The following is a 16,465-nucleotide window of genomic DNA, read 5'->3' on the forward strand; positions in this document are numbered from 1 at the left end:
CAAAGCGCACATCCTATATGGAGCCGACAATCTCCTTTTCGAGGCCTACACATGAGCGATGCACAGACGCAGATCCCCGTAACCGTCCTGACAGGCTATCTCGGCGCCGGTAAGACGACGCTGCTCAACCGCATCCTCTCGGAAAGCCACGGCAAGCGCTATGCCGTCATCGTCAACGAATTCGGCGAGATCGGCATCGACAATGATTTGATCGTGGAGTCCGACGAGGAAATCTACGAGATGAACAATGGCTGCGTCTGCTGCACGGTGCGCGGCGACCTGATCCGTGTCGTCGAGGGCCTGATGCGCCGGCCCGGCCGTTTCGACGCCATCGTCGTCGAGACCACCGGCCTTGCCGACCCGGTGCCGGTGGCGCAGACCTTCTTCATGGACGACGACGTGCGCTCCAAGACCAGGCTCGACGCGGTAGTGGCGCTCGTCGACGCCAAGCACCTGCCGCTCAGGCTGAAGGATTCCAAGGAGGCCGAGGACCAGATCGCCTTTGCCGACGTCGTCGTGCTCAACAAGACCGATCTCGTCACGCCCGACGAACTCGCCAAGGTCGAAGCGACGATCCGCGCCATCAACCCGGCGGCCAGGATCCATCGCACGACGCGCGCCGGCGTGGCGTTGGCCGAAGTGCTCGACCGCGGCGCCTTCGATCTTTCGCGGGCGCTGGAGAACGATCCGCATTTCCTCGAGGCGCATGATCATGATCACGACCATCATGACCATGACGGCCACGATCACCACCACCATGATCATGATCATGACCACGACCACCATCACCATCCCTCCGACATCCACGATGTGACGGTGCAGTCGGTGTCGCTGCGCGGCGGCGAGATGGATCCGAAGAAATTCTTCCCCTGGATCGAAAAGATCACCCAGATGGAAGGCCCGAACATCCTGCGGCTGAAGGGCATCATCGCGCTCAAGGGCGACGACGAGCGCTATGTCATCCAGGGCGTCCACATGATCATCGAAGGTGATCACCAGCGCGCCTGGAAGGACGGCGAAAAGCACGAGAGCCGGCTGGTCTTCATCGGCCGTGAACTCGATGCCGAACGGCTGAAGAAGAGCTTTGACGCCTGCCAGGCCGCTTGATTTCCAGGCCAGTTTAGGGTTAGCGCTGCCCCTTCTTGCTTCTCCCCTTGTGGGAGAAGGTGGCCGAGCGAAGCTCGGTCGGATGAGGGGTGTTCCAGCTTGGCGCCGACGGTAATCCGTCCAACACCCCTCATCCGTCTTGGCGCTGCGCGCCAATCCACCTTCTCCCACAAGGGGAGAAGGGCGAAGCCGCACCTAGCCGCGCTGGCGTAGACGACCAGCGACAATCTCGAATGGACCAGTCCGCATGCCCACCGTCGCCCCGCTTGATCTCGAAGGCCATTGCGTCGCCGCCGTCTTCCTCGGCGACGCGCCGCATTTCGCGCTGGCCGATGGCGTCGTCCACCGGCTCGACCATGGCCACAAGACCGTACAGGCCAATGACGGGCTGCTCGCCGCCTTCCACGATGCGGCCAACGACCGGCTGATCACCGGCGGCGAGGACGGCAAGGTGTTTGCCATTGGCGCCGGCGGCAATGCTGCGGAGCTGGCGAGCGCCGGCAAGAAATGGATCACCAGCGTCGCCGCCGGGCCGCAGGGGGCCATCGCCTTCGCCTCCGGCAAGACCGCCTATGTGCGCTTCGCCGACGGCAAGACAAAAGTGTTCACGCATCCGCGTTCGGTCGAGGGGCTGGCCTTTTCACCCAAGGGCATGCGCTTCGGCGTTGCCCGCTACAATGGCGCGACGCTGCATTTCCCGGCCGCCGAGGGCAAGCCGGTCGAGCTCGAATGGGCCGGCGCCCATACCGGCATCACCTTTTCGCCCGATGGCGCCTTCCTCGTCACCACCATGCAGGAAAACGCACTGCATGGCTGGAAGCTGGCCGACGGCAAGCACATGCGCATGAGCGGCTATCCCGGCAAGGTCAAAAGCCTGTCGTGGAGCGCCAAGGGCAAATGGCTGGCGAGTTCCGGCGCGCCGGCGGCAATCGTCTGGCCGTTTTCGGGCAAGGACGGGCCGATGGGCAAGGCGCCGCTGGAGCTCGGCACGCGTGGCAATGCCATGGTGACCACTGTCGCATGCCATCCGAGCCAAGATGTCGTCGCCGTCGGCTATGACGACGGCATGGTGATGGCGGTGCGCTTTGCCGATGCCAAGGAGGTGCTTCTGCGCCGCCCAGGCAAGGGCGCCATCAGCTCGATGATGTGGGACAAGGAAGAGCGCCGCGTCGCCTTCGGCAGCGCCACCGGCGACTGCGGCGTCATCGACATCACGGCTTGAACGCCCCTACTCGGCCCCGCACGATACTTTGCCGGTGACTTCAACCGGCTTGCCGTCCTGGTCCGTATCCGCCGCGGCGTCGTAGATGGCGAGCGTGTAGCGCCCGTCATAGACGCCTTCGTCGCTGGTCTTGGTCAGGATCGTCAGTTCGACCGAATTGTAAGTCGGCGCGGCCTCGTGCTCGCGATAGATGTTCAGCCGCAATTCCTTGCCGTCGAGCCAGTACTGCGTCAGGTTGGAATCCTCGAACACGGTCTTGCGCAGGCTGTCACCGGCAGGCCTGTTGAGAATTTCGAGATCGCCGCGAAAGTTGAAGGTCGGCCCGCCCATGCCCCTGGTGACGCCGGCTTCGACCTGGAATATCGCCGCCGCATCGTCGGCGGAGCACCAGATACCGCCGCTCGCAAAGGCTGCGCCAGCCGACAGAAGCAACGTCGCAGTGCAGATGATTGCCCGCATTTTTCTCCCCCAAAACCACAAGCCCGCCAGTATTGGCGCCGGATTTTGCCTCGAGGTCAAGCGCCAGCCGAGTGGCGCTGAGCCAATGCAGAGCAACCAGGCGGCCAATTGCGGGTTGAGACTGCGATTGTCTACAGTGGCCGGCAGAGGGCCCTCATGCATTCAATCGACCATTCAAGGACTTCGATCGGTGGCATCAGCAGTGACCGCATCGCCAGGCTGCGTGAGACGGAGGCGGAGGTTTTCCGCAAGGCGCGGCCGAAATCGGCCGCAAAAATCGGCAACGGACTGCCCGGCTTCTTCGGCGGTGTGCCGATGCATTGGATGAACGACTGGCCGACGCCGTTTCCGATCCTGGTCGACAGCGCCAAAGGCGCCACCATCACGGACATCGACGGCAACCGGCTCGACGATTTCTGCCTCGGCGACACCGGTTCGATGTTCGGCCATTCGCCGCCGCCGGTCGTGCGTGCCATCCGCCGCCAGGCCGGGCGCGGCCTGACCTACATGCTGCCCAGCGAGGATGCGCTCGCCATCGGCCCGCTGTTGCAGCAGCATTTCGGCTTGCCGTTCTGGCAGATTGCGACGACGGCGACCGATGCCAACCGCTTCGCGCTGCGCGTCGCCCGCGCCGTCACCGGCCGGGAAAAGATCCTGGTCTTCAACGGCTGCTATCATGGCTCGGTCGACGAGACGATGGTACGGCTGGTCGACGGCAGGCCGGTCAACCGGCCGGGGCTGGCTGGCGAATTCCGCGACCTCACCCAGAAAACCGGGGTTGTCGAGTTCAATGATTTGCCGGCGCTGGAAGCCGCGTTGCGCGGCAAGGATATTGCCTGCGTTATCACCGAACCGGTGCTGACCAACTCCTGCATGGTACTGCCTGACCCCGGCTTTCACGACGTGCTGCGCAAACTGACCCGCGCCGCCGGCACGCTGCTCTTGATCGACGAAACCCACACCATCTCGACGGGATCTGGCGGCTACACCAGGACATACGGGCTGGAGCCGGATCTGTTCGTGCTCGGCAAGCCGATCGCCGGCGGCGTGCCGGCGAGTGTCTGGGGCATGAGCGACGATGTCGCCACGCGCTATGCCGCCTATAACCTGACCAAGGAGCCGGGTTATTCCGGCATGGGCACGACGCTGTCGGGCAACCCGCTACAGTTCGCGACGATGCGCGCGACGCTGGAAGAGGTGATGACCGACGAGAACTATGTCCATATGGGCCGTTTGGCGCTGCGGCTCCACGCCGGACTTACCGGGGTCATCGACCGTTACCGTCTGCCCTGGCATGTCGCCCGTATCGGCGCCCGCGTCGAGTTCATCTGCGCGCCTGGCCCGCTGCGGAATGGCGGCGAGGCCGAGGCAGCGCATGCGCCGGAGCTCGAGGCCGCGATCCATGTCGCGCTCGTCAACCAGGGCGTGCTGATCGCGCCCTTCCACAACATGATGCTGATCTCGCCGGCAACCACGGCAGCCCAGGTCAACCGGCTGATCACCGCCTTCGGCGCGGTTGCGGCAAGGCTTGCGGCATGAGACAAGCGCGCATGCCGACCTCAACTGCCGTTGCGACTTCACCTTCGGGCTCGACGCCCAGCGAAGCGAAAGCTTTCCTCGACGCCCATCCCGAGATCGAGGCTTTCGATATCGTGCTGACCGACGCCAACGGCGTCGGCCGCGGCAAGATCGTGCGCCGGCACGAATTGATGAGCATCTTCGAGGGTGGCCGGCACATGCCGATCTCGATCCTCGGCCTCGACATCACCGGCGAGGACGTGCACGAGACCGGGCTGATCTGGACCACCGGAGACGGCGACCTCAGGGCATGGCCGATCCCCGGCACGCTGGTGCCGCTCTACGGCACAAGTCCGCCGCGCGGCCAGGTGCTGATGGCGATGTATCACCTCGACGGCCAACCGATGTCGTCCGACCCGCGGCTCGCGCTGGCCAGGCAAGTGGATATATTGGCGGCCAAAGGCCTGCATCCGGCCGGCGCCTTCGAACTCGAATTCTTCCTGCTTGCCAACGAGCGCGACGCGGAGGGCAAGGTGCAGGCGGCACGCGCCATGCTCGACGGCCGCAGTTCGGGCAAGACCGAGGTCTATTCCGTCGACCATCTGCACGGCATGGAGCCGCTGTTTTCCGACATCTATGCCGCGGCCAAGGCGCAAGGCATTCCCGCCGAAACGGTCATTTCCGAATATGCGCCGGGCCAGTACGAGCTGACGCTGAACTACCGCAAGGACGTGATGCGGGCAGCCGACGATCTCGTCATGCTGAAACGGCTGGTGCGGGCGCAGGCGCGCCGGCATGGCGTCACCGCCTGCTTCATGGCCAAGCCGATCGAGAAATATGCCGGCTCGGGCATGCATTTCCATGTCTCGCTGCTGGACAATGCCGGCAGGAACGTCTTTGCCGAAGCTGCCGGAGAGACTTGGTCGCTGCCGCTGCTGCGCGGTCTCGGCGGCCTCATCCAGACCATGGCGGAATCGATGCTGGTGTTTGCGCCGCACGCCAATTCGTGGCGGCGCTTCGTCTCGCAGTCCTATGCGCCGGTGGCCCCGACCTGGGGCGTCAACAACCGCTCAGTGGCGCTGCGCGTGCCGGCAGGCGATGCCAAGAACCGTCGCATCGAGCACCGGCCGTCGGGCGTCGACGCCAACCCCTATCTGGTGGCGGCAACGGTGCTGGCGGGTATCGTCAAAGGACTGGACGACGGCCTCGATCCTGGCCCGGAAACCACCGGCAACGGCTATGAGTCGGCTGTCACGCGAACGACGATGCCGGTCGACTGGCGCGCCGCGATCGAGGCCGCACGGGCTTCGACGTTCCTGAAAGGCGCGCTCGGCGAGGATTTGCATCGGACGTTCGTGGCGATCAAGCAATCGGAATATCTGCGTGTCGCCCGCACCGTCAGCGAGCTGGATTATCACCTCTATCTGCACGAGGTGTGAAAGGAACCATCGCCTGTCCCGTCCATTTCATCAGGGAATGGATGAGGCACAGGATGGCGACCCTAGGCTTGCAGCACAAGGCGAAAACACCCGTCAGACGTGCGCCGCGCGCCGAGTTGGCGCCGAATGAGGACGATGCCAACTCGATTGCGGAATTGCGCGAGGCAGCTACGGGCTGCCGCCGCTGTCCGTTGTGGCGCGACGCCACCCAGACAGTGTTCGGCGAGGGGCCGGAGGGCGCCGAAGTTATCTTCGTCGGCGAACAGCCGGGCGATCAGGAGGATTTGGCCGGCAAACCATTCGTCGGGCCGGCGGGCAAGATGTTCGATGCCATCCTGAACGATGCCGGTGTCGATCGCCAAAAGATCTATGTCACCAACGCGGTCAAGCATTTCAAGTTCGAGCCGCGCGGCAAGCGGCGCATTCATTCCAAGCCGAATGCCGGCGAGGTCCAGGCTTGCCGCTGGTGGCTGGACAGGGAGATCGGGCTGATCAAACCGGATGTCGTCGTGGCGCTGGGCGCGACGGCGGCGCAGTCGCTGCTCGGCAAAGCAGTACCAGTGACGAAGATGCGAGGTCAGGTGATAGAGCGTGACGACGGCCTGCGCGTCTTCATCACCATCCATCCGTCCTTCATCCTGCGCATCCGCGAAGCGGCGGACAAGGAGGCCGAACGCGGACGGTTCCTGCAGGATATGAAACAGGTGAAGCGGCTGATGGCCGCCTGATCCTATCGGATCAGGATTGCCCGCAGATCGTTGATATTCGTGCCGGTCGGACCGGGGACGAACAGATCGCCGACGGCGTTGAAGGCGGTCCAGGCGTTGTTGCCGGCCAGCATCGCCTTGGCGTCGACGCCCGCCGTGCGCATGCGCGAGACCGTCGAGCCATCGGCAAAGGCGCCGGCATTGTCCTCCGAACCGTCGATGCCGTCGGTGTCGGCGGCGAGCGCGTGGACACCCTCCATGCCGCTGATGCCGATGGCGAAGGCGAGCAGGAATTCCGAGTTGCGGCCGCCCTTGCCCTTGGCACGGAGCGTTACAGTGGTTTCGCCGCCCGACAGGATCAGTACGGGTTTCTGGAATGGCCGGTTGCGCGTCGCCACCGCGCGCGCGATTGCGGCATGGACGCCGCCGACCTCACGCGCCTCGCCCTCGATCGAGTCCGAAAGGATGACGGCCTCTATACCTTGCCGCCTGGCCTCGGCGCCTGCCGCTTCCAGTGATACGCCGGCCGAGGCGGTCAGGTGCACCTCATTACTGACAAAGCGCGGATCGTCCGGACGCGGCGCGTCGGCTGCGGGTGAATTGATATGCGCCATGACCGAAGCCGGCAGCTTCATGCCATAGGCGGCGATCGAGGCCAGTGCGTCCTCGCGGCTGCCTGTGTCGGGAACGGTGGGCCCGGAGGCGACCAGCGCCGGATTGTCGCCGGGAATGTCCGAGACGACCAGCGACACCACCTTGGCCGGATGGGCCGCAGCGGCCAGCCGGCCGCCCTTGATGGTCGAGAGATGCTTGCGGATGGTGTTCATCGCCGCGATCGGCGCGCCGGAGGCAAGCAGCGCCTCGTTTACGGCAATTTCATCGGCCAGCGTCAGGCCTCCGGCCGGCGCGGGCAGCAGCGCTGAGCCGCCGCCCGAAATCAGCGCCACCACCAGGTCATCAGCGGTCAGTCCCCGGACTTTCTCCAGCAATCGCCGTGAGGCCTCGAGCCCGGCCGCATCGGGCACCGGGTGCGCCGCTTCGATGATCTCGATGCGCTCGCATTTTGCGCCATAGCCGTAGCGCGTGACGACGAGCCCTTCGATCGGTCCGTCCCACACCTTCTCGAAGGCAGCCGCCATCTGCGCCGAGCCCTTGCCAGCGCCGACGACGATCGTGCGGCCCTTGGGCTTCGCCGGCAAATGATCCCGGATCGTCCGTTCCGGGTCAGCAGCGGCGACGGCGGCGTTGAAGATCGAGGTGAGGAAGGTCTTCGGATCGAATTCAGTCATTTTGCTTCCGGCGGCAATGCCAGTTCGGCTGCGTCGATGCGCAGATATTTGCAGATCGCATCGACCACGACGCCGTGATCCTCGCGCTCCGGCAGGCCCGAGACGGCGATCACGCCGATGACACCGGCGCCCTTGACCGTCACCGGAAAGCCGCCGCCGGCCAGCACGTAGTCTGATATGTCGAGCCCTTCGCCGACCTTGAAGGTGCGGTCCGGGCGCTGCTGCTCCAGCACCATGCGATAGGTGCTTTTCAGGAACCGCTTCACCACATTGATCTTGCGCCGCGCCCAGTCCGGATTGGAGGCGTTCGAGCCAGGCATCGCAGCGTAGAAGAGCGGCCGGTCGAAAGTCCTGATGTCGACGATGATGGGCATGGTCTCGGCCAGCGCCCGATCGCGGATTGCCGCGCCGATCTCGAAGGCGACGGCCTCGTCGAAGGTCGGGAAGACCAGCGTCGCTTCCTGTTTCTTGATCAGAGCGATGTCGTCGGCAACGGCCATGTCGTTCCCCTGTCAATGTCGCCGCACGCTTTGACCGATGGCTGCCGCCGGGTCAAGCGGGGAACGCACCAGGTCAGACCGCCATGTCGCGCTTGGCCGGCCGCCCCGCCACATAGACCTCGCGGACAGTGCGGTCGTCTCCCAGCGTCTGCAGCAGGAACAGTTCCTCGGCCAGCGACCCCACCGTTTCCATCCTCAGCCGCATGGCAGGCGTGGCGCGGGCGTCGAGCACGACGATATCGGCGTCCGTCCCCTCATCCAGCGTGCCGACCTTCTCCGCAACCGACAGCGCCTCGGCATTGCCGCGCGTCAGCTGCCAGAAAGACTGGAACGGGTTGAGCTTCTCGCCGTTCAGCGCGATGACCTTGTAGCCCTCATCCATGGTGCGCAGCATCGAATAGTTGGTGCCGCCGCCGACATCGGTGGCGGCCGCGATGCGAAGGGCTTTGTCACGCGTGCGGTAGCGCTGATAATTGAACAGGCCGGAGCCGAGGAACAGATTCGAGGTCGGGCAGAACACAGCCACCGACCCGTTGTCCGAAAGTGCATCCGCCTCGCGTTCCGACAGATGGATGCAATGGCCGAACAGGCTCTTTTTCCCCAGCAGCCCGTAGTGCTCGTAGACGTCGGTGTAGTCGCGCGACCAGGGGTAAAGCTCCTGGGTGAAGGCGATTTCGGCGTGGTTTTCCGATAGGTGCGTCTGCATGTGCAAATCGGAGTGTTCGCGGCAGAGTGCGCCGGCCATCTCCAGCTGCTCGGGTGACGAGGTGATGGCGAAGCGCGGCGTGATGGCGTAGTGCTGACGCCCCTTGCCGTGCCATTCCGCAATCAGCGCCTTTGTGTCGTCGTAGCCGGATTGCGGCGTGTCGAGCACACCATCCGGCGCGTTGCGGTCCATCATCACCTTGCCGGCGATGTTGAGCATGTTGCGGTCATGTGACTCGGCGAAGAACGCTTCGGCGGAAGCCTTGTGCACCGAGCAATAGGCGGCGACCGTAGTCGTGCCGTGCCGTACCATCTCGTCCAGAAACAGCCTGGCGATGCGGCGACCGTGCTGGGCGTTCTGAAACTTCGTCTCTTCCGGAAAGGTGTATTTGTTCAGCCAGTCGAGCAGCTCGGCGCCATAGGAGGCGATGACCTGCATCTGTGGGAAATGCACATGCGCGTCGATGAAACCCGGCAACAGCAGATGCGGCCGATGGTCGATTTTTGCGACGCCTTCGCCGGCCTGTTTCTCGACTTGCGCATAGGCGCCGGCCGCCACGATCCGGCCGTCGCGGATCAGCAGGCCGCCATCCTCCTCGTAGCGCCAGGCAGCATGGTCGTCGATGCTTTCAGGCCAGCGCAGGAAGGACAGCGTGCGGCCGCGCAGAAGGAGAGAGGTCATGCTTATTTCCCTGCGCCTTCGAACCAGGCGACCAGCAGCGCCCGCTCCTTGTCGCTGATCTGGGTGACGTTGGCGGGCGGCATGGCATGGCTGCGGCCGGCCTGCAGGTAGATTTCGCGGGCATGCTCGGCGATGCTGGCGTCGGTATCCAGCATCACGCCCTTCGGCGCGTGGTAGATGCCCTCATAGACCGGCTCCTGCGTATGGCACATCGAGCAGCGGCCAAGCACGGTATCGCGCACGGCCGGGAAATGCGCCGAGGCGATGTAGACTTCCGCCGCGGCGGAGGCTTTCGGCTCACCGGTCAGCACCTTGGGCGCCGTCGACAGCCAGATGATGATGACGAACGGCACGGCGGCGCCGAGCCAGGTCCAGGTCGGGTTGCCCTTGCGCGCATGGATGCTGTTGAAATAGTGCCGGATCAGCACACCGATGATGAACACCAGCGAGGCGATGACCCAGTTGAACTGGGTAGCAAAGGCCAGCGGATAGTGGTTCGACAGCATCAGGAACAGGACGGGCAGTGTCAGGTAGTTGTTGTGCAGCGAGCGCTGCTTGGCGATCTTGCCGTATTTCGGGTCGGGCTTGCGGCCGGCGATCAGGTCGGCGACGACGATCTTCTGGTTGGGGATGATGACCATGAAGACATTGGCCGACATGATCGTCGCGGTGATGGCGCCAAGATGCAGGAAAGCCGCACGGCCCGTGAACAGGTGCGTCAGCCCCCAGGCGATGAACACCAGCACGCCGTAGAGAACCAGCATCAGGCCGGTGTCGCTTTTGCCGAGCGGCGAGCGGCACAGAAGATCATAGACCACCCAGCCGACGCCAATGGTCGCCAGCGACAGCAGGATGCCGACTGGCACCGACATTGGCAGCACGTTCGGATCGATCAGGAACAGATCGGCGCCGGCATAGTAGACCACGCACAGCATGGCGAAGCCCGACAGCCAGGTGGCGTAGGACTCCCATTTGAACCAGGTCAGGTGCTCCGGCATTTCGGCCGGCGCCACCAGATATTTCTGGATATGGTAGAAGCCACCGCCATGCACCTGCCATTCCTCGCCGAAGGCGCCTGCGGGCAGGCCGGGGCGCTGGCGCAGACCAAGATCGAGCGCGACGAAATAGAAGGACGAGCCGATCCAGGCGATGCCGGTGATGACATGCAGCCAGCGGACGGCGAAACTCAGCCAGTCCCAGAAAATTGCGAAATCCATCATTGAAGTCGTCCCTGCCGATCGGCTGACTTTACGGTGTGGCGCGCAAACGGAAAGAGGCGAGGTGCGCGATGACTTTCAAAAAAAAATGGAAAATACTAGGGTCGACATACCCAGCCGCATGAGAGTCACGAAAGCCGCATGGCCTATCTCGACAACATCGCCGTTTTCGTCCGCGTCGTCGAACTCGGCAATCTGTCGGCGGCGGGCCGCGACATGCGCATTTCGCCGGCGGTAGCCTCCAATCGCATCAAGGAGCTGGAGAAGCACCTCGGCGTCCGCCTGTTCAACCGCACGACCCGACAGTTGATGCCGACCGAGCATGGCACCGTGTTCTACACCGGCGCCAAACAGGTGCTGGAAGCGATCACCGAGGCGGAGGCCGCCGTCTCGGCGCTCTCCGGCCAGCCGCGCGGCACCATTAGGGTGACGGCGCCGCTTGGCCTCGGCCGCCGGCTGGTGGCGTCGGGCATTCCCGATTTTCACGACAAATATCCCGATATCGAGGTGCGGCTTCGCCTCTCCGACCACAATGTCGACATCATGAAGGAAGGCATCGATGTCGCCTTCCGTTTGGGCATCATCGAGGATTCCAGCCTCAGGATGCGCGGCATCATGGAATGCGAGCGCGTTCTGGTGGCGGCGCCGAAATATCTGGAGGCGCGCGGCGAACCGACCGAGCCGCAGGAACTGATCGGCAAGAAGCACGACTGCCTGATGCTGCGCTATTCCGGCGCGCGCGAATATGTGTGGACGCTGCAGACGCCGACCGGCCCGCAGAAATTCGAGGTGCACGGCCCCTACGACACCGACGACGGCGATGTGCTGACCGGTTGGGCGCTGTCGGGGCGCGGCATCATCAACAAGCCACGCTTCGAAGTCGAGCCGTTCATCCGCGACCGGCGGCTGAAGGTGATCCTGGCCAGCACGCCGCCGACGCCGGTTCAGTTCGCCGCCGTCTATCCGCACAAGAAGCTGCAGGACCCGAAAGTGCGGCTGCTGCTCGACTTCATGGCCGAACGCTGCCAGCGGTTGATCAAGGATCTACTTGCTGGAAAATAAGGGCTGGCCGGCAAGTGATGGCCTGCTGGCCCGCTCGACGGGCTTGCCTTACACGGAGGCGAACTTAGGTTCGCGTCATGCATCTCGCTGTTTCGTTCAATATCGCTTCCGCCGCAGGGCAGGCCGCCGAACTGGATTTCAGTCGCATAGCCGCTTTCGTGCGGAAGGCGGAAGCGGCCGGGCTGGATATGGTCGTCATTTCCGACTCCGCGGCTGGCGGCCAGCAAGCAAGCAGCCCGTTCGAGGCGACCACGCTTCTGGCGGCACTGGCGACAGTGACCGAAAGGATCGGGCTCGTTGCGGGCGCTTCAACGCTTGCCCATCAGCCTTACAATCTGGCGCGCCGTTTTGCTTCCCTCGACATCATCAGCCATGGCCGAGTGGGCTGGAACGCGACCATGGTCCAGGATCCGCGCGAGGCGGCCAATTTCAGCCGGCCGGAAGGCATTTCCGAAGACGATTTTCGCCGCCGTGCGGAAGAATTCATCGGCATCGTGCAGGGCTTGTGGAAGGGCTGGGATACGGATGCGCTGCTGTTCGACAAGGTCGGCGGCCGCTTCCACGATCCGGAAAAGATGCACCTGCTCGACCACAAGGGCGAGTTCTTCTCGGTGCGCGGTCCGCTGAACATCGCCCGCTCGCCGCAGGACACTCCCGTGCTTGTCATGTCTGGCCTGTTGGATCGTGATTTCGCTGCCCGCGTGGCCGACGTCATCCTGATCGAGGAACAATCGCTTGAGAGTGCTAAAGCCGCCTATGACGATCTGAGACGGCGGACGCTTGCCGCCGGACGCAACCCGGACGCCGTGAAGGTGCTGATGTCAGTCGCCGCAGCCCCCGAGCTTGCCGTCGACAGCCTCGAAGCGCAGTTCGGGTCGAAAGGCTGCGACGGGTTCAACCTGGCTTTGCCGGCGGATGTTCCGGCGCTCGAGGATTTCGTAGATCGCGTCCTGCCGGAACTGCGCCGTCGCGGCCTGCTGCGGCCCGACTACACCGGCTCGACGCTGCGCGCGTATCTCGGACTTGGCGGAGGCAACAGGCCATGACCGTGCGCAAAAGACAGATGAAGCTCGGTCTCTTCCTGTGGGCGACGGGGCACCACATCGCCGCCTGGCGCCATCCCAAGGCGCATGTCACTGCGGGAATCGACATCGACCACTACATAAGGCTCGCGCGCACGGCGGAAGCAGCGAAGCTCGACATGATCTTCTGCGAGGATGCCGCCGGCCTGCGCGAGGCCAATGTCGGCATCGCCAGCCAGACCTCGCGCTCGATCGGCTTCGAGCCGATCAGCCTGCTGGCCGCACTCGCCGTCCAGACCGAGCGCATCGGCCTCGTCTCGACGGCCTCGACCAGCTACAACGAGCCCTATGGCTTGGCGCGGACCTTTGCCTCGCTCGACCAGCTGAGCAGTGGCCGCGCCGGCTGGAACCTGGTCACCTCGGCGAGCCATATCGAGGCCGCCAATTTCGGTTCGACGGGCCTTCGCCCGCATGCCGACCGCTACGAGCGGGCACGTGAATTCGCCGCCGTGGTCGCTGGCCTCTGGCGCGGTGCGGAAGCCCTCAACCATGACGGCCAGAGCTTCTCGGTCAAGGACGCGCTCGATCTGCCGCGCTCGCCGCAGGGAGCGCCGGTCATGGTCCAGGCGGGAGCATCGGAGGACGGCAAGGACCTTGCGGCCAGGACCGCCGATGTCGTGTTCAGCGCAGCACAGACATTCGAGGAAGCGAAAGCCTTTTACGACGATCTCAAGGGGCGGCTGGCTGCCTATGGACGCGAGCCGGACGACGTCAAGATCATGCCCGGCGTAGCGCCGGTGGTGTCCGAAACGGAAGCGGAAGCACGCGAGAAATATGAGCAATTGCAGGAGCTGATCCCCGACGATGTCGGCGTGGCGCTGCTGTCCAGCTATCTCAGCATCTCCGATCTCTGGCGCTATCCGATCGACGGACCGCTGCCGGAACTGCCGCCCAGCGAAGGCATGAAGAGCCGGCAGGCCCTGGTCATCGAGCAGTCGCGCCGCGACAATCTTTCTATCCGCGACCTTGCCCGCCACTTCGCCGGCGCGCGCGGCCACTGGCGCGTCGTCGGCACGCCGGCGCAGATTGCCGATGAATTGCAGGCGCGCTTCGAAGGCGGCGCCGCGGACGGCTTCAACGTCATGCCATCCTGGTTCCCCGGCGAGCTCGATGCCTTTGCCACGCTCGTCGTACCTGAACTGCAGCAGCGCGGGCTGTTCCGGGAGGAATACGAAGGCCGCACCTTGCGCGACCATCTCGGCCTGAAACGGCCGGTGTGAAACGCCTCAGCCCTCCATCATCCGGGCGGTTCCGGAGACCCTGATCGAACTGCCCGGCGTTGGCGGGATATCGGCATGGAGGCGCGAACGCATGCCCATGTCCTCGCCCTGCACGATATCGATGGCGCTGCCATGCGGCCAGCCAATGTCGCGCAGATAACCGGCGAAGGCAGCGGTCGCCGCACCCGTCGCCGGGTCCTCGTAGACGCCGCCCGACGCAAACGGATTGCGGGTATGGAAGAGGCGCGGCGCCTCGGCATAGGCGAGCAGGATCGTCACCAACCCTTCGCGCCTCATCAGTTCTTGTCCGGCTTTCAAATCATAAGCCATGGCAGCCAGTGCTTCGCGCGACTTCAGCGCCAGGACGAGATGGTCGGCGCCGCCATGGATCAATGCCGGCGCAATGACCGGGTCGATATCCTCAGCCGCGTAGCCGAACAGCGCCAGCGTCTCGGCGATAAGCTCGGGCGGAGCCGGCTTGCTGCGCGTCGGCGGAGACTGCAGCGCGGCGGCGATGTTTGTACCGTCGCGAAACCCTTCGACGGAGATTCTGGCCTGGTTCAGGATCAGTGCAAAAATCCCGTCCCCGAATTGCCGGACGAGGCCTGCGCCGAGTGCGATCGTGGCATGACCGCAAAAGGGAACCTCGGTTTCCGGCGAAAAATAACGGACCCGCCAGCCGTCGCCCTCGAGTTCCGATGTGGGTGGCTTTCGCGGAACGAAAGCCACCCAATGCCGTTTTGGGCTCTGGCGGCCGCGCGATGGCAAGCCCAGCCTGCGACCGCCATTCGAGATCATTTCGCCCAGCTTCCGCACACACGGACCTCACCCCCACAGGAGCCAGTCATGGACGCCATCGTCACCAAAAACGATCTGAAATCCGACGCCAAGAAGGAGTCGATCGATCTGCTCAACGCCCGCCTCGCCGACGCCATCGACCTGGCGCTGATCACCAAGCAGGCGCACTGGAACGTCAAGGGGCCGCAATTCATCGCCATCCATGAAATGCTGGATACGTTTCGCGAGGAGATCGACGGCCATGTCGACATTATCGCCGAGCGTGCCGCGCAGCTCGGCGGCACCGCGCATGGCACGTCGCAGGAGGTGGCGAGGGCCACCAAGCTGAAGCCCTATCCGACTGACATCCACAAGACCAAGGATCATCTGGCGGCGCTGATCGACCGCTATGCGGCGGCTGCCAAGCTGACCCGCGCGGCGATCGACGAGGCAGCGGATGCTGGCGACGCCGACACCGCCGACATCTTCACCGCCTATTCGCGTTCGCTCGACAAATTGCTGTGGTTCCTCGAAGCGCACACGCAGGAGAAGGAATAGGCTGCTTGACGGCGGGCCGGCATCAACCGGCCACGGCTTTCTCGGAATGGCTTGAAGCTGCCACCGGGGCGGCATGGGAAACCAGCGCCGTCATGATCTCGGCGGCCGCCAGCGCTGCGATCACTTGCGGTCGCTTGTCCTTCACCGCGTCACCGCCGAGCGGCGAGACGAGGCGGGCAAATTCCGCCTCGTTGCCGTCCGCCGACTTCAGGAACCAGTTTTTGAACGTCGCTTTCTTGGTCTTCGAGCCGATCATGCCGACATAGGCGGCATCGTCGCGCTTCAGCGCCTCGGCAACGATCAGGAAATCGAGCGCATGGTCGTGCGTGAGGATGGCGAAGGCCGATCCCGCCGGCGCTTCGCGCACCACGGCCTCGGGCATCGGCGTCAGCCGCGTCTCGACCGTTTCCGGCATGCCTTCCAGCGCCTCGGCGCGCGTCTCGACGACGATGGCATGAATGGGCAGAAGCGCGAGCGCCGATGCCAGCGCCTGGCCGACATGGCCACCGCCGAAGAGATAGACATGAGGCAGATGCGCCTCTTCCGCTTCCGCATTGCGGATCAGTTCGGCCTCAAGCGCCGCGTCGAGCAGCTTTATCGACACCTCGACCCTGCCGCCGCAGCACTGGCCGATCTCCGGCCCGAGCGGCACGTCGAGCGTGGCGCAGACCTCGTCGACCTCGATGCGGGCTTCAGCCGGCCGCGGCGACGGCCGTGTCCTCAGTAGCTGCCGCGCCTTGTCGATCGCCATATATTCGAGCTGGCCACCGCCGATCGTGCCAAAGATCGCTACGCGCGAGACGAGCATGAGGGCGCCCTTCTCGCGCGGCGTCGAGCCTTTTGTGCCCGCCACTTCGACCAGGGCAGCCTGGCCGGCGCTGGCTAAAAAGGCTTTCAGGCTTTGCACTTTCGAGTTCATTT

Annotated in this window: 16 protein-coding genes; 9 read left to right on the top strand and 7 right to left on the bottom strand. The window is 64.4% G+C overall.

The genetic code is table 11. From position 1 onward, the window contains the following. Window positions 1-51: 51 nt before the first annotated feature. A complete protein-coding gene (locus tag ACFX5Q_RS01450; protein ID WP_404274792.1) occupies window positions 52-1,107 on the top strand; it encodes a CobW family GTP-binding protein in 1,056 nt (351 codons plus the stop codon). Between the two features lie 247 nt (window positions 1,108-1,354). Continuing rightward, window positions 1,355-2,329 (top strand): WD40 repeat domain-containing protein, encoded by a 975-nt coding sequence (locus tag ACFX5Q_RS01455; protein ID WP_404274794.1) that lies wholly within the window; start codon window positions 1,355-1,357, stop codon window positions 2,327-2,329. Between the two features lie 6 nt (window positions 2,330-2,335). Here ACFX5Q_RS01455 and ACFX5Q_RS01460 read toward each other — a convergent pair whose 3' ends face one another. After that, window positions 2,336-2,788 (bottom strand): hypothetical protein, encoded by a 453-nt coding sequence (locus tag ACFX5Q_RS01460; RefSeq protein WP_404274795.1) that lies wholly within the window; start codon window positions 2,786-2,788, stop codon window positions 2,336-2,338. Between the two features lie 156 nt (window positions 2,789-2,944). Here ACFX5Q_RS01460 and ACFX5Q_RS01465 point away from each other — a divergent pair, with 156 nt between their 5' ends. From ACFX5Q_RS01465 to ACFX5Q_RS01475, 3 genes are read left to right on the top strand one after another with little or no spacing between them, the layout of a single operon-like run. Beyond that, window positions 2,945-4,327 carry an aspartate aminotransferase family protein gene (locus ACFX5Q_RS01465; protein ID WP_404274796.1) on the top strand — a complete coding sequence of 461 codons (1,383 nt, stop codon included), beginning with the start codon at window positions 2,945-2,947 and terminating at the stop codon, window positions 4,325-4,327. Further along, complete coding sequence (locus tag ACFX5Q_RS01470) at window positions 4,324-5,745, top strand: glutamine synthetase family protein (RefSeq protein ID WP_404274798.1); 1,422 nt, start codon at window positions 4,324-4,326, stop codon at window positions 5,743-5,745. The genes ACFX5Q_RS01465 and ACFX5Q_RS01470 overlap by 4 nt, the downstream gene beginning before the upstream one ends. A 53-nt stretch (window positions 5,746-5,798) precedes the next feature. After that, the gene (locus ACFX5Q_RS01475) at window positions 5,799-6,473 is read left to right on the top strand and encodes a UdgX family uracil-DNA binding protein (RefSeq protein ID WP_404274799.1); all 675 of its coding nucleotides are present in this window, start codon (window positions 5,799-5,801) and stop codon (window positions 6,471-6,473) included. Window positions 6,474-6,475: 2 nt separating this feature from the next. Here ACFX5Q_RS01475 and ACFX5Q_RS01480 read toward each other — a convergent pair whose 3' ends face one another. From ACFX5Q_RS01480 to ACFX5Q_RS01495, 4 genes are all read right to left on the bottom strand, one after another. Then, a complete protein-coding gene (locus tag ACFX5Q_RS01480) occupies window positions 6,476-7,741 on the bottom strand; it encodes a glycerate kinase (protein ID WP_404274801.1) in 1,266 nt (421 codons plus the stop codon). After that, the gene (locus tag ACFX5Q_RS01485) at window positions 7,738-8,241 is read right to left on the bottom strand and encodes a heme-degrading domain-containing protein (protein ID WP_404274803.1); all 504 of its coding nucleotides are present in this window, start codon (window positions 8,239-8,241) and stop codon (window positions 7,738-7,740) included. The genes ACFX5Q_RS01480 and ACFX5Q_RS01485 overlap by 4 nt, the downstream gene beginning before the upstream one ends. 73 nt (window positions 8,242-8,314) lie before the next feature. After that, window positions 8,315-9,628, bottom strand: a complete 1,314-nt coding sequence (gene guaD / locus ACFX5Q_RS01490; protein ID WP_404274805.1) for a guanine deaminase — start codon at window positions 9,626-9,628, stop codon at window positions 8,315-8,317. A gap of 2 nt (window positions 9,629-9,630) precedes the next feature. Continuing rightward, window positions 9,631-10,848 carry a urate hydroxylase PuuD gene (locus tag ACFX5Q_RS01495; protein WP_404274806.1) on the bottom strand — a complete coding sequence of 406 codons (1,218 nt, stop codon included), beginning with the start codon at window positions 10,846-10,848 and terminating at the stop codon, window positions 9,631-9,633. A gap of 138 nt (window positions 10,849-10,986) precedes the next feature. Here ACFX5Q_RS01495 and ACFX5Q_RS01500 point away from each other — a divergent pair, with 138 nt between their 5' ends. From ACFX5Q_RS01500 to ACFX5Q_RS01510, 3 genes are all read left to right on the top strand, one after another. Further along, a complete protein-coding gene (locus tag ACFX5Q_RS01500; RefSeq protein ID WP_404274807.1) occupies window positions 10,987-11,907 on the top strand; it encodes a LysR family transcriptional regulator in 921 nt (306 codons plus the stop codon). Window positions 11,908-11,984: 77 nt separating this feature from the next. Beyond that, the gene (locus ACFX5Q_RS01505) at window positions 11,985-12,953 is read left to right on the top strand and encodes an LLM class flavin-dependent oxidoreductase (protein ID WP_404274809.1); all 969 of its coding nucleotides are present in this window, start codon (window positions 11,985-11,987) and stop codon (window positions 12,951-12,953) included. Beyond that, window positions 12,950-14,209, top strand: a complete 1,260-nt coding sequence (locus ACFX5Q_RS01510; protein WP_404274811.1) for an LLM class flavin-dependent oxidoreductase — start codon at window positions 12,950-12,952, stop codon at window positions 14,207-14,209. The genes ACFX5Q_RS01505 and ACFX5Q_RS01510 overlap by 4 nt, the downstream gene beginning before the upstream one ends. Window positions 14,210-14,215: 6 nt before the next feature. Here ACFX5Q_RS01510 and ACFX5Q_RS01515 read toward each other — a convergent pair whose 3' ends face one another. Beyond that, window positions 14,216-15,007 (bottom strand): PhzF family phenazine biosynthesis protein, encoded by a 792-nt coding sequence (locus ACFX5Q_RS01515; RefSeq protein ID WP_404274812.1) that lies wholly within the window; start codon window positions 15,005-15,007, stop codon window positions 14,216-14,218. Window positions 15,008-15,055: 48 nt separating this feature from the next. On the opposite strand from ACFX5Q_RS01515, the gene dps reads away from it, so the two are divergent. Beyond that, window positions 15,056-15,544, top strand: coding sequence for a DNA starvation/stationary phase protection protein Dps (gene dps, locus ACFX5Q_RS01520; protein WP_006202364.1), 489 nt, complete (start codon window positions 15,056-15,058; stop codon window positions 15,542-15,544). A 22-nt stretch (window positions 15,545-15,566) separates the two neighbouring features. On the opposite strand, the gene xdhC is transcribed toward dps, so the two are convergent. Next, window positions 15,567-16,463 (bottom strand): xanthine dehydrogenase accessory protein XdhC, encoded by an 897-nt coding sequence (gene xdhC / locus ACFX5Q_RS01525; protein WP_404274815.1) that lies wholly within the window; start codon window positions 16,461-16,463, stop codon window positions 15,567-15,569. Between the last annotated feature and the right edge of the window lie 2 nt (window positions 16,464-16,465).

This window comes from Mesorhizobium sp. IMUNJ 23033 (assembly GCF_044778005.1).
Lineage (GTDB): Bacteria > Pseudomonadota > Alphaproteobacteria > Rhizobiales > Rhizobiaceae > Mesorhizobium > Mesorhizobium amorphae_A.

What these genes read in the sequence shown, in the direction of transcription:
- dps (WP_006202364.1), top strand. Translation starts at nt 15,056, where the DNA reads ATGGACGCCATCGTCACCAAAAACGATCTGAAATCCGACGCCAAGAAG.
- ACFX5Q_RS01510 (WP_404274811.1), top strand. Translation starts at nt 12,950, where the DNA reads ATGACCGTGCGCAAAAGACAGATGAAGCTCGGTCTCTTCCTGTGGGCG.
- ACFX5Q_RS01505 (WP_404274809.1), top strand. Translation starts at nt 11,985, where the DNA reads ATGCATCTCGCTGTTTCGTTCAATATCGCTTCCGCCGCAGGGCAGGCC.
- ACFX5Q_RS01475 (WP_404274799.1), top strand. Translation starts at nt 5,799, where the DNA reads ATGGCGACCCTAGGCTTGCAGCACAAGGCGAAAACACCCGTCAGACGT.
- ACFX5Q_RS01515 (WP_404274812.1), bottom strand. Translation starts at nt 15,007, where the DNA reads ATGATCTCGAATGGCGGTCGCAGGCTGGGCTTGCCATCGCGCGGCCGC.
- ACFX5Q_RS01460 (WP_404274795.1), bottom strand. Translation starts at nt 2,788, where the DNA reads ATGCGGGCAATCATCTGCACTGCGACGTTGCTTCTGTCGGCTGGCGCA.
- ACFX5Q_RS01455 (WP_404274794.1), top strand. Translation starts at nt 1,355, where the DNA reads ATGCCCACCGTCGCCCCGCTTGATCTCGAAGGCCATTGCGTCGCCGCC.
- guaD (WP_404274805.1), bottom strand. Translation starts at nt 9,628, where the DNA reads ATGACCTCTCTCCTTCTGCGCGGCCGCACGCTGTCCTTCCTGCGCTGG.
- ACFX5Q_RS01495 (WP_404274806.1), bottom strand. Translation starts at nt 10,848, where the DNA reads ATGATGGATTTCGCAATTTTCTGGGACTGGCTGAGTTTCGCCGTCCGC.
- ACFX5Q_RS01485 (WP_404274803.1), bottom strand. Translation starts at nt 8,241, where the DNA reads ATGGCCGTTGCCGACGACATCGCTCTGATCAAGAAACAGGAAGCGACG.
- ACFX5Q_RS01500 (WP_404274807.1), top strand. Translation starts at nt 10,987, where the DNA reads ATGGCCTATCTCGACAACATCGCCGTTTTCGTCCGCGTCGTCGAACTC.
- ACFX5Q_RS01470 (WP_404274798.1), top strand. Translation starts at nt 4,324, where the DNA reads ATGAGACAAGCGCGCATGCCGACCTCAACTGCCGTTGCGACTTCACCT.
- ACFX5Q_RS01450 (WP_404274792.1), top strand. Translation starts at nt 52, where the DNA reads ATGAGCGATGCACAGACGCAGATCCCCGTAACCGTCCTGACAGGCTAT.
- ACFX5Q_RS01480 (WP_404274801.1), bottom strand. Translation starts at nt 7,741, where the DNA reads ATGACTGAATTCGATCCGAAGACCTTCCTCACCTCGATCTTCAACGCC.
- ACFX5Q_RS01465 (WP_404274796.1), top strand. Translation starts at nt 2,945, where the DNA reads ATGCATTCAATCGACCATTCAAGGACTTCGATCGGTGGCATCAGCAGT.
- xdhC (WP_404274815.1), bottom strand. Translation starts at nt 16,463, where the DNA reads ATGAACTCGAAAGTGCAAAGCCTGAAAGCCTTTTTAGCCAGCGCCGGC.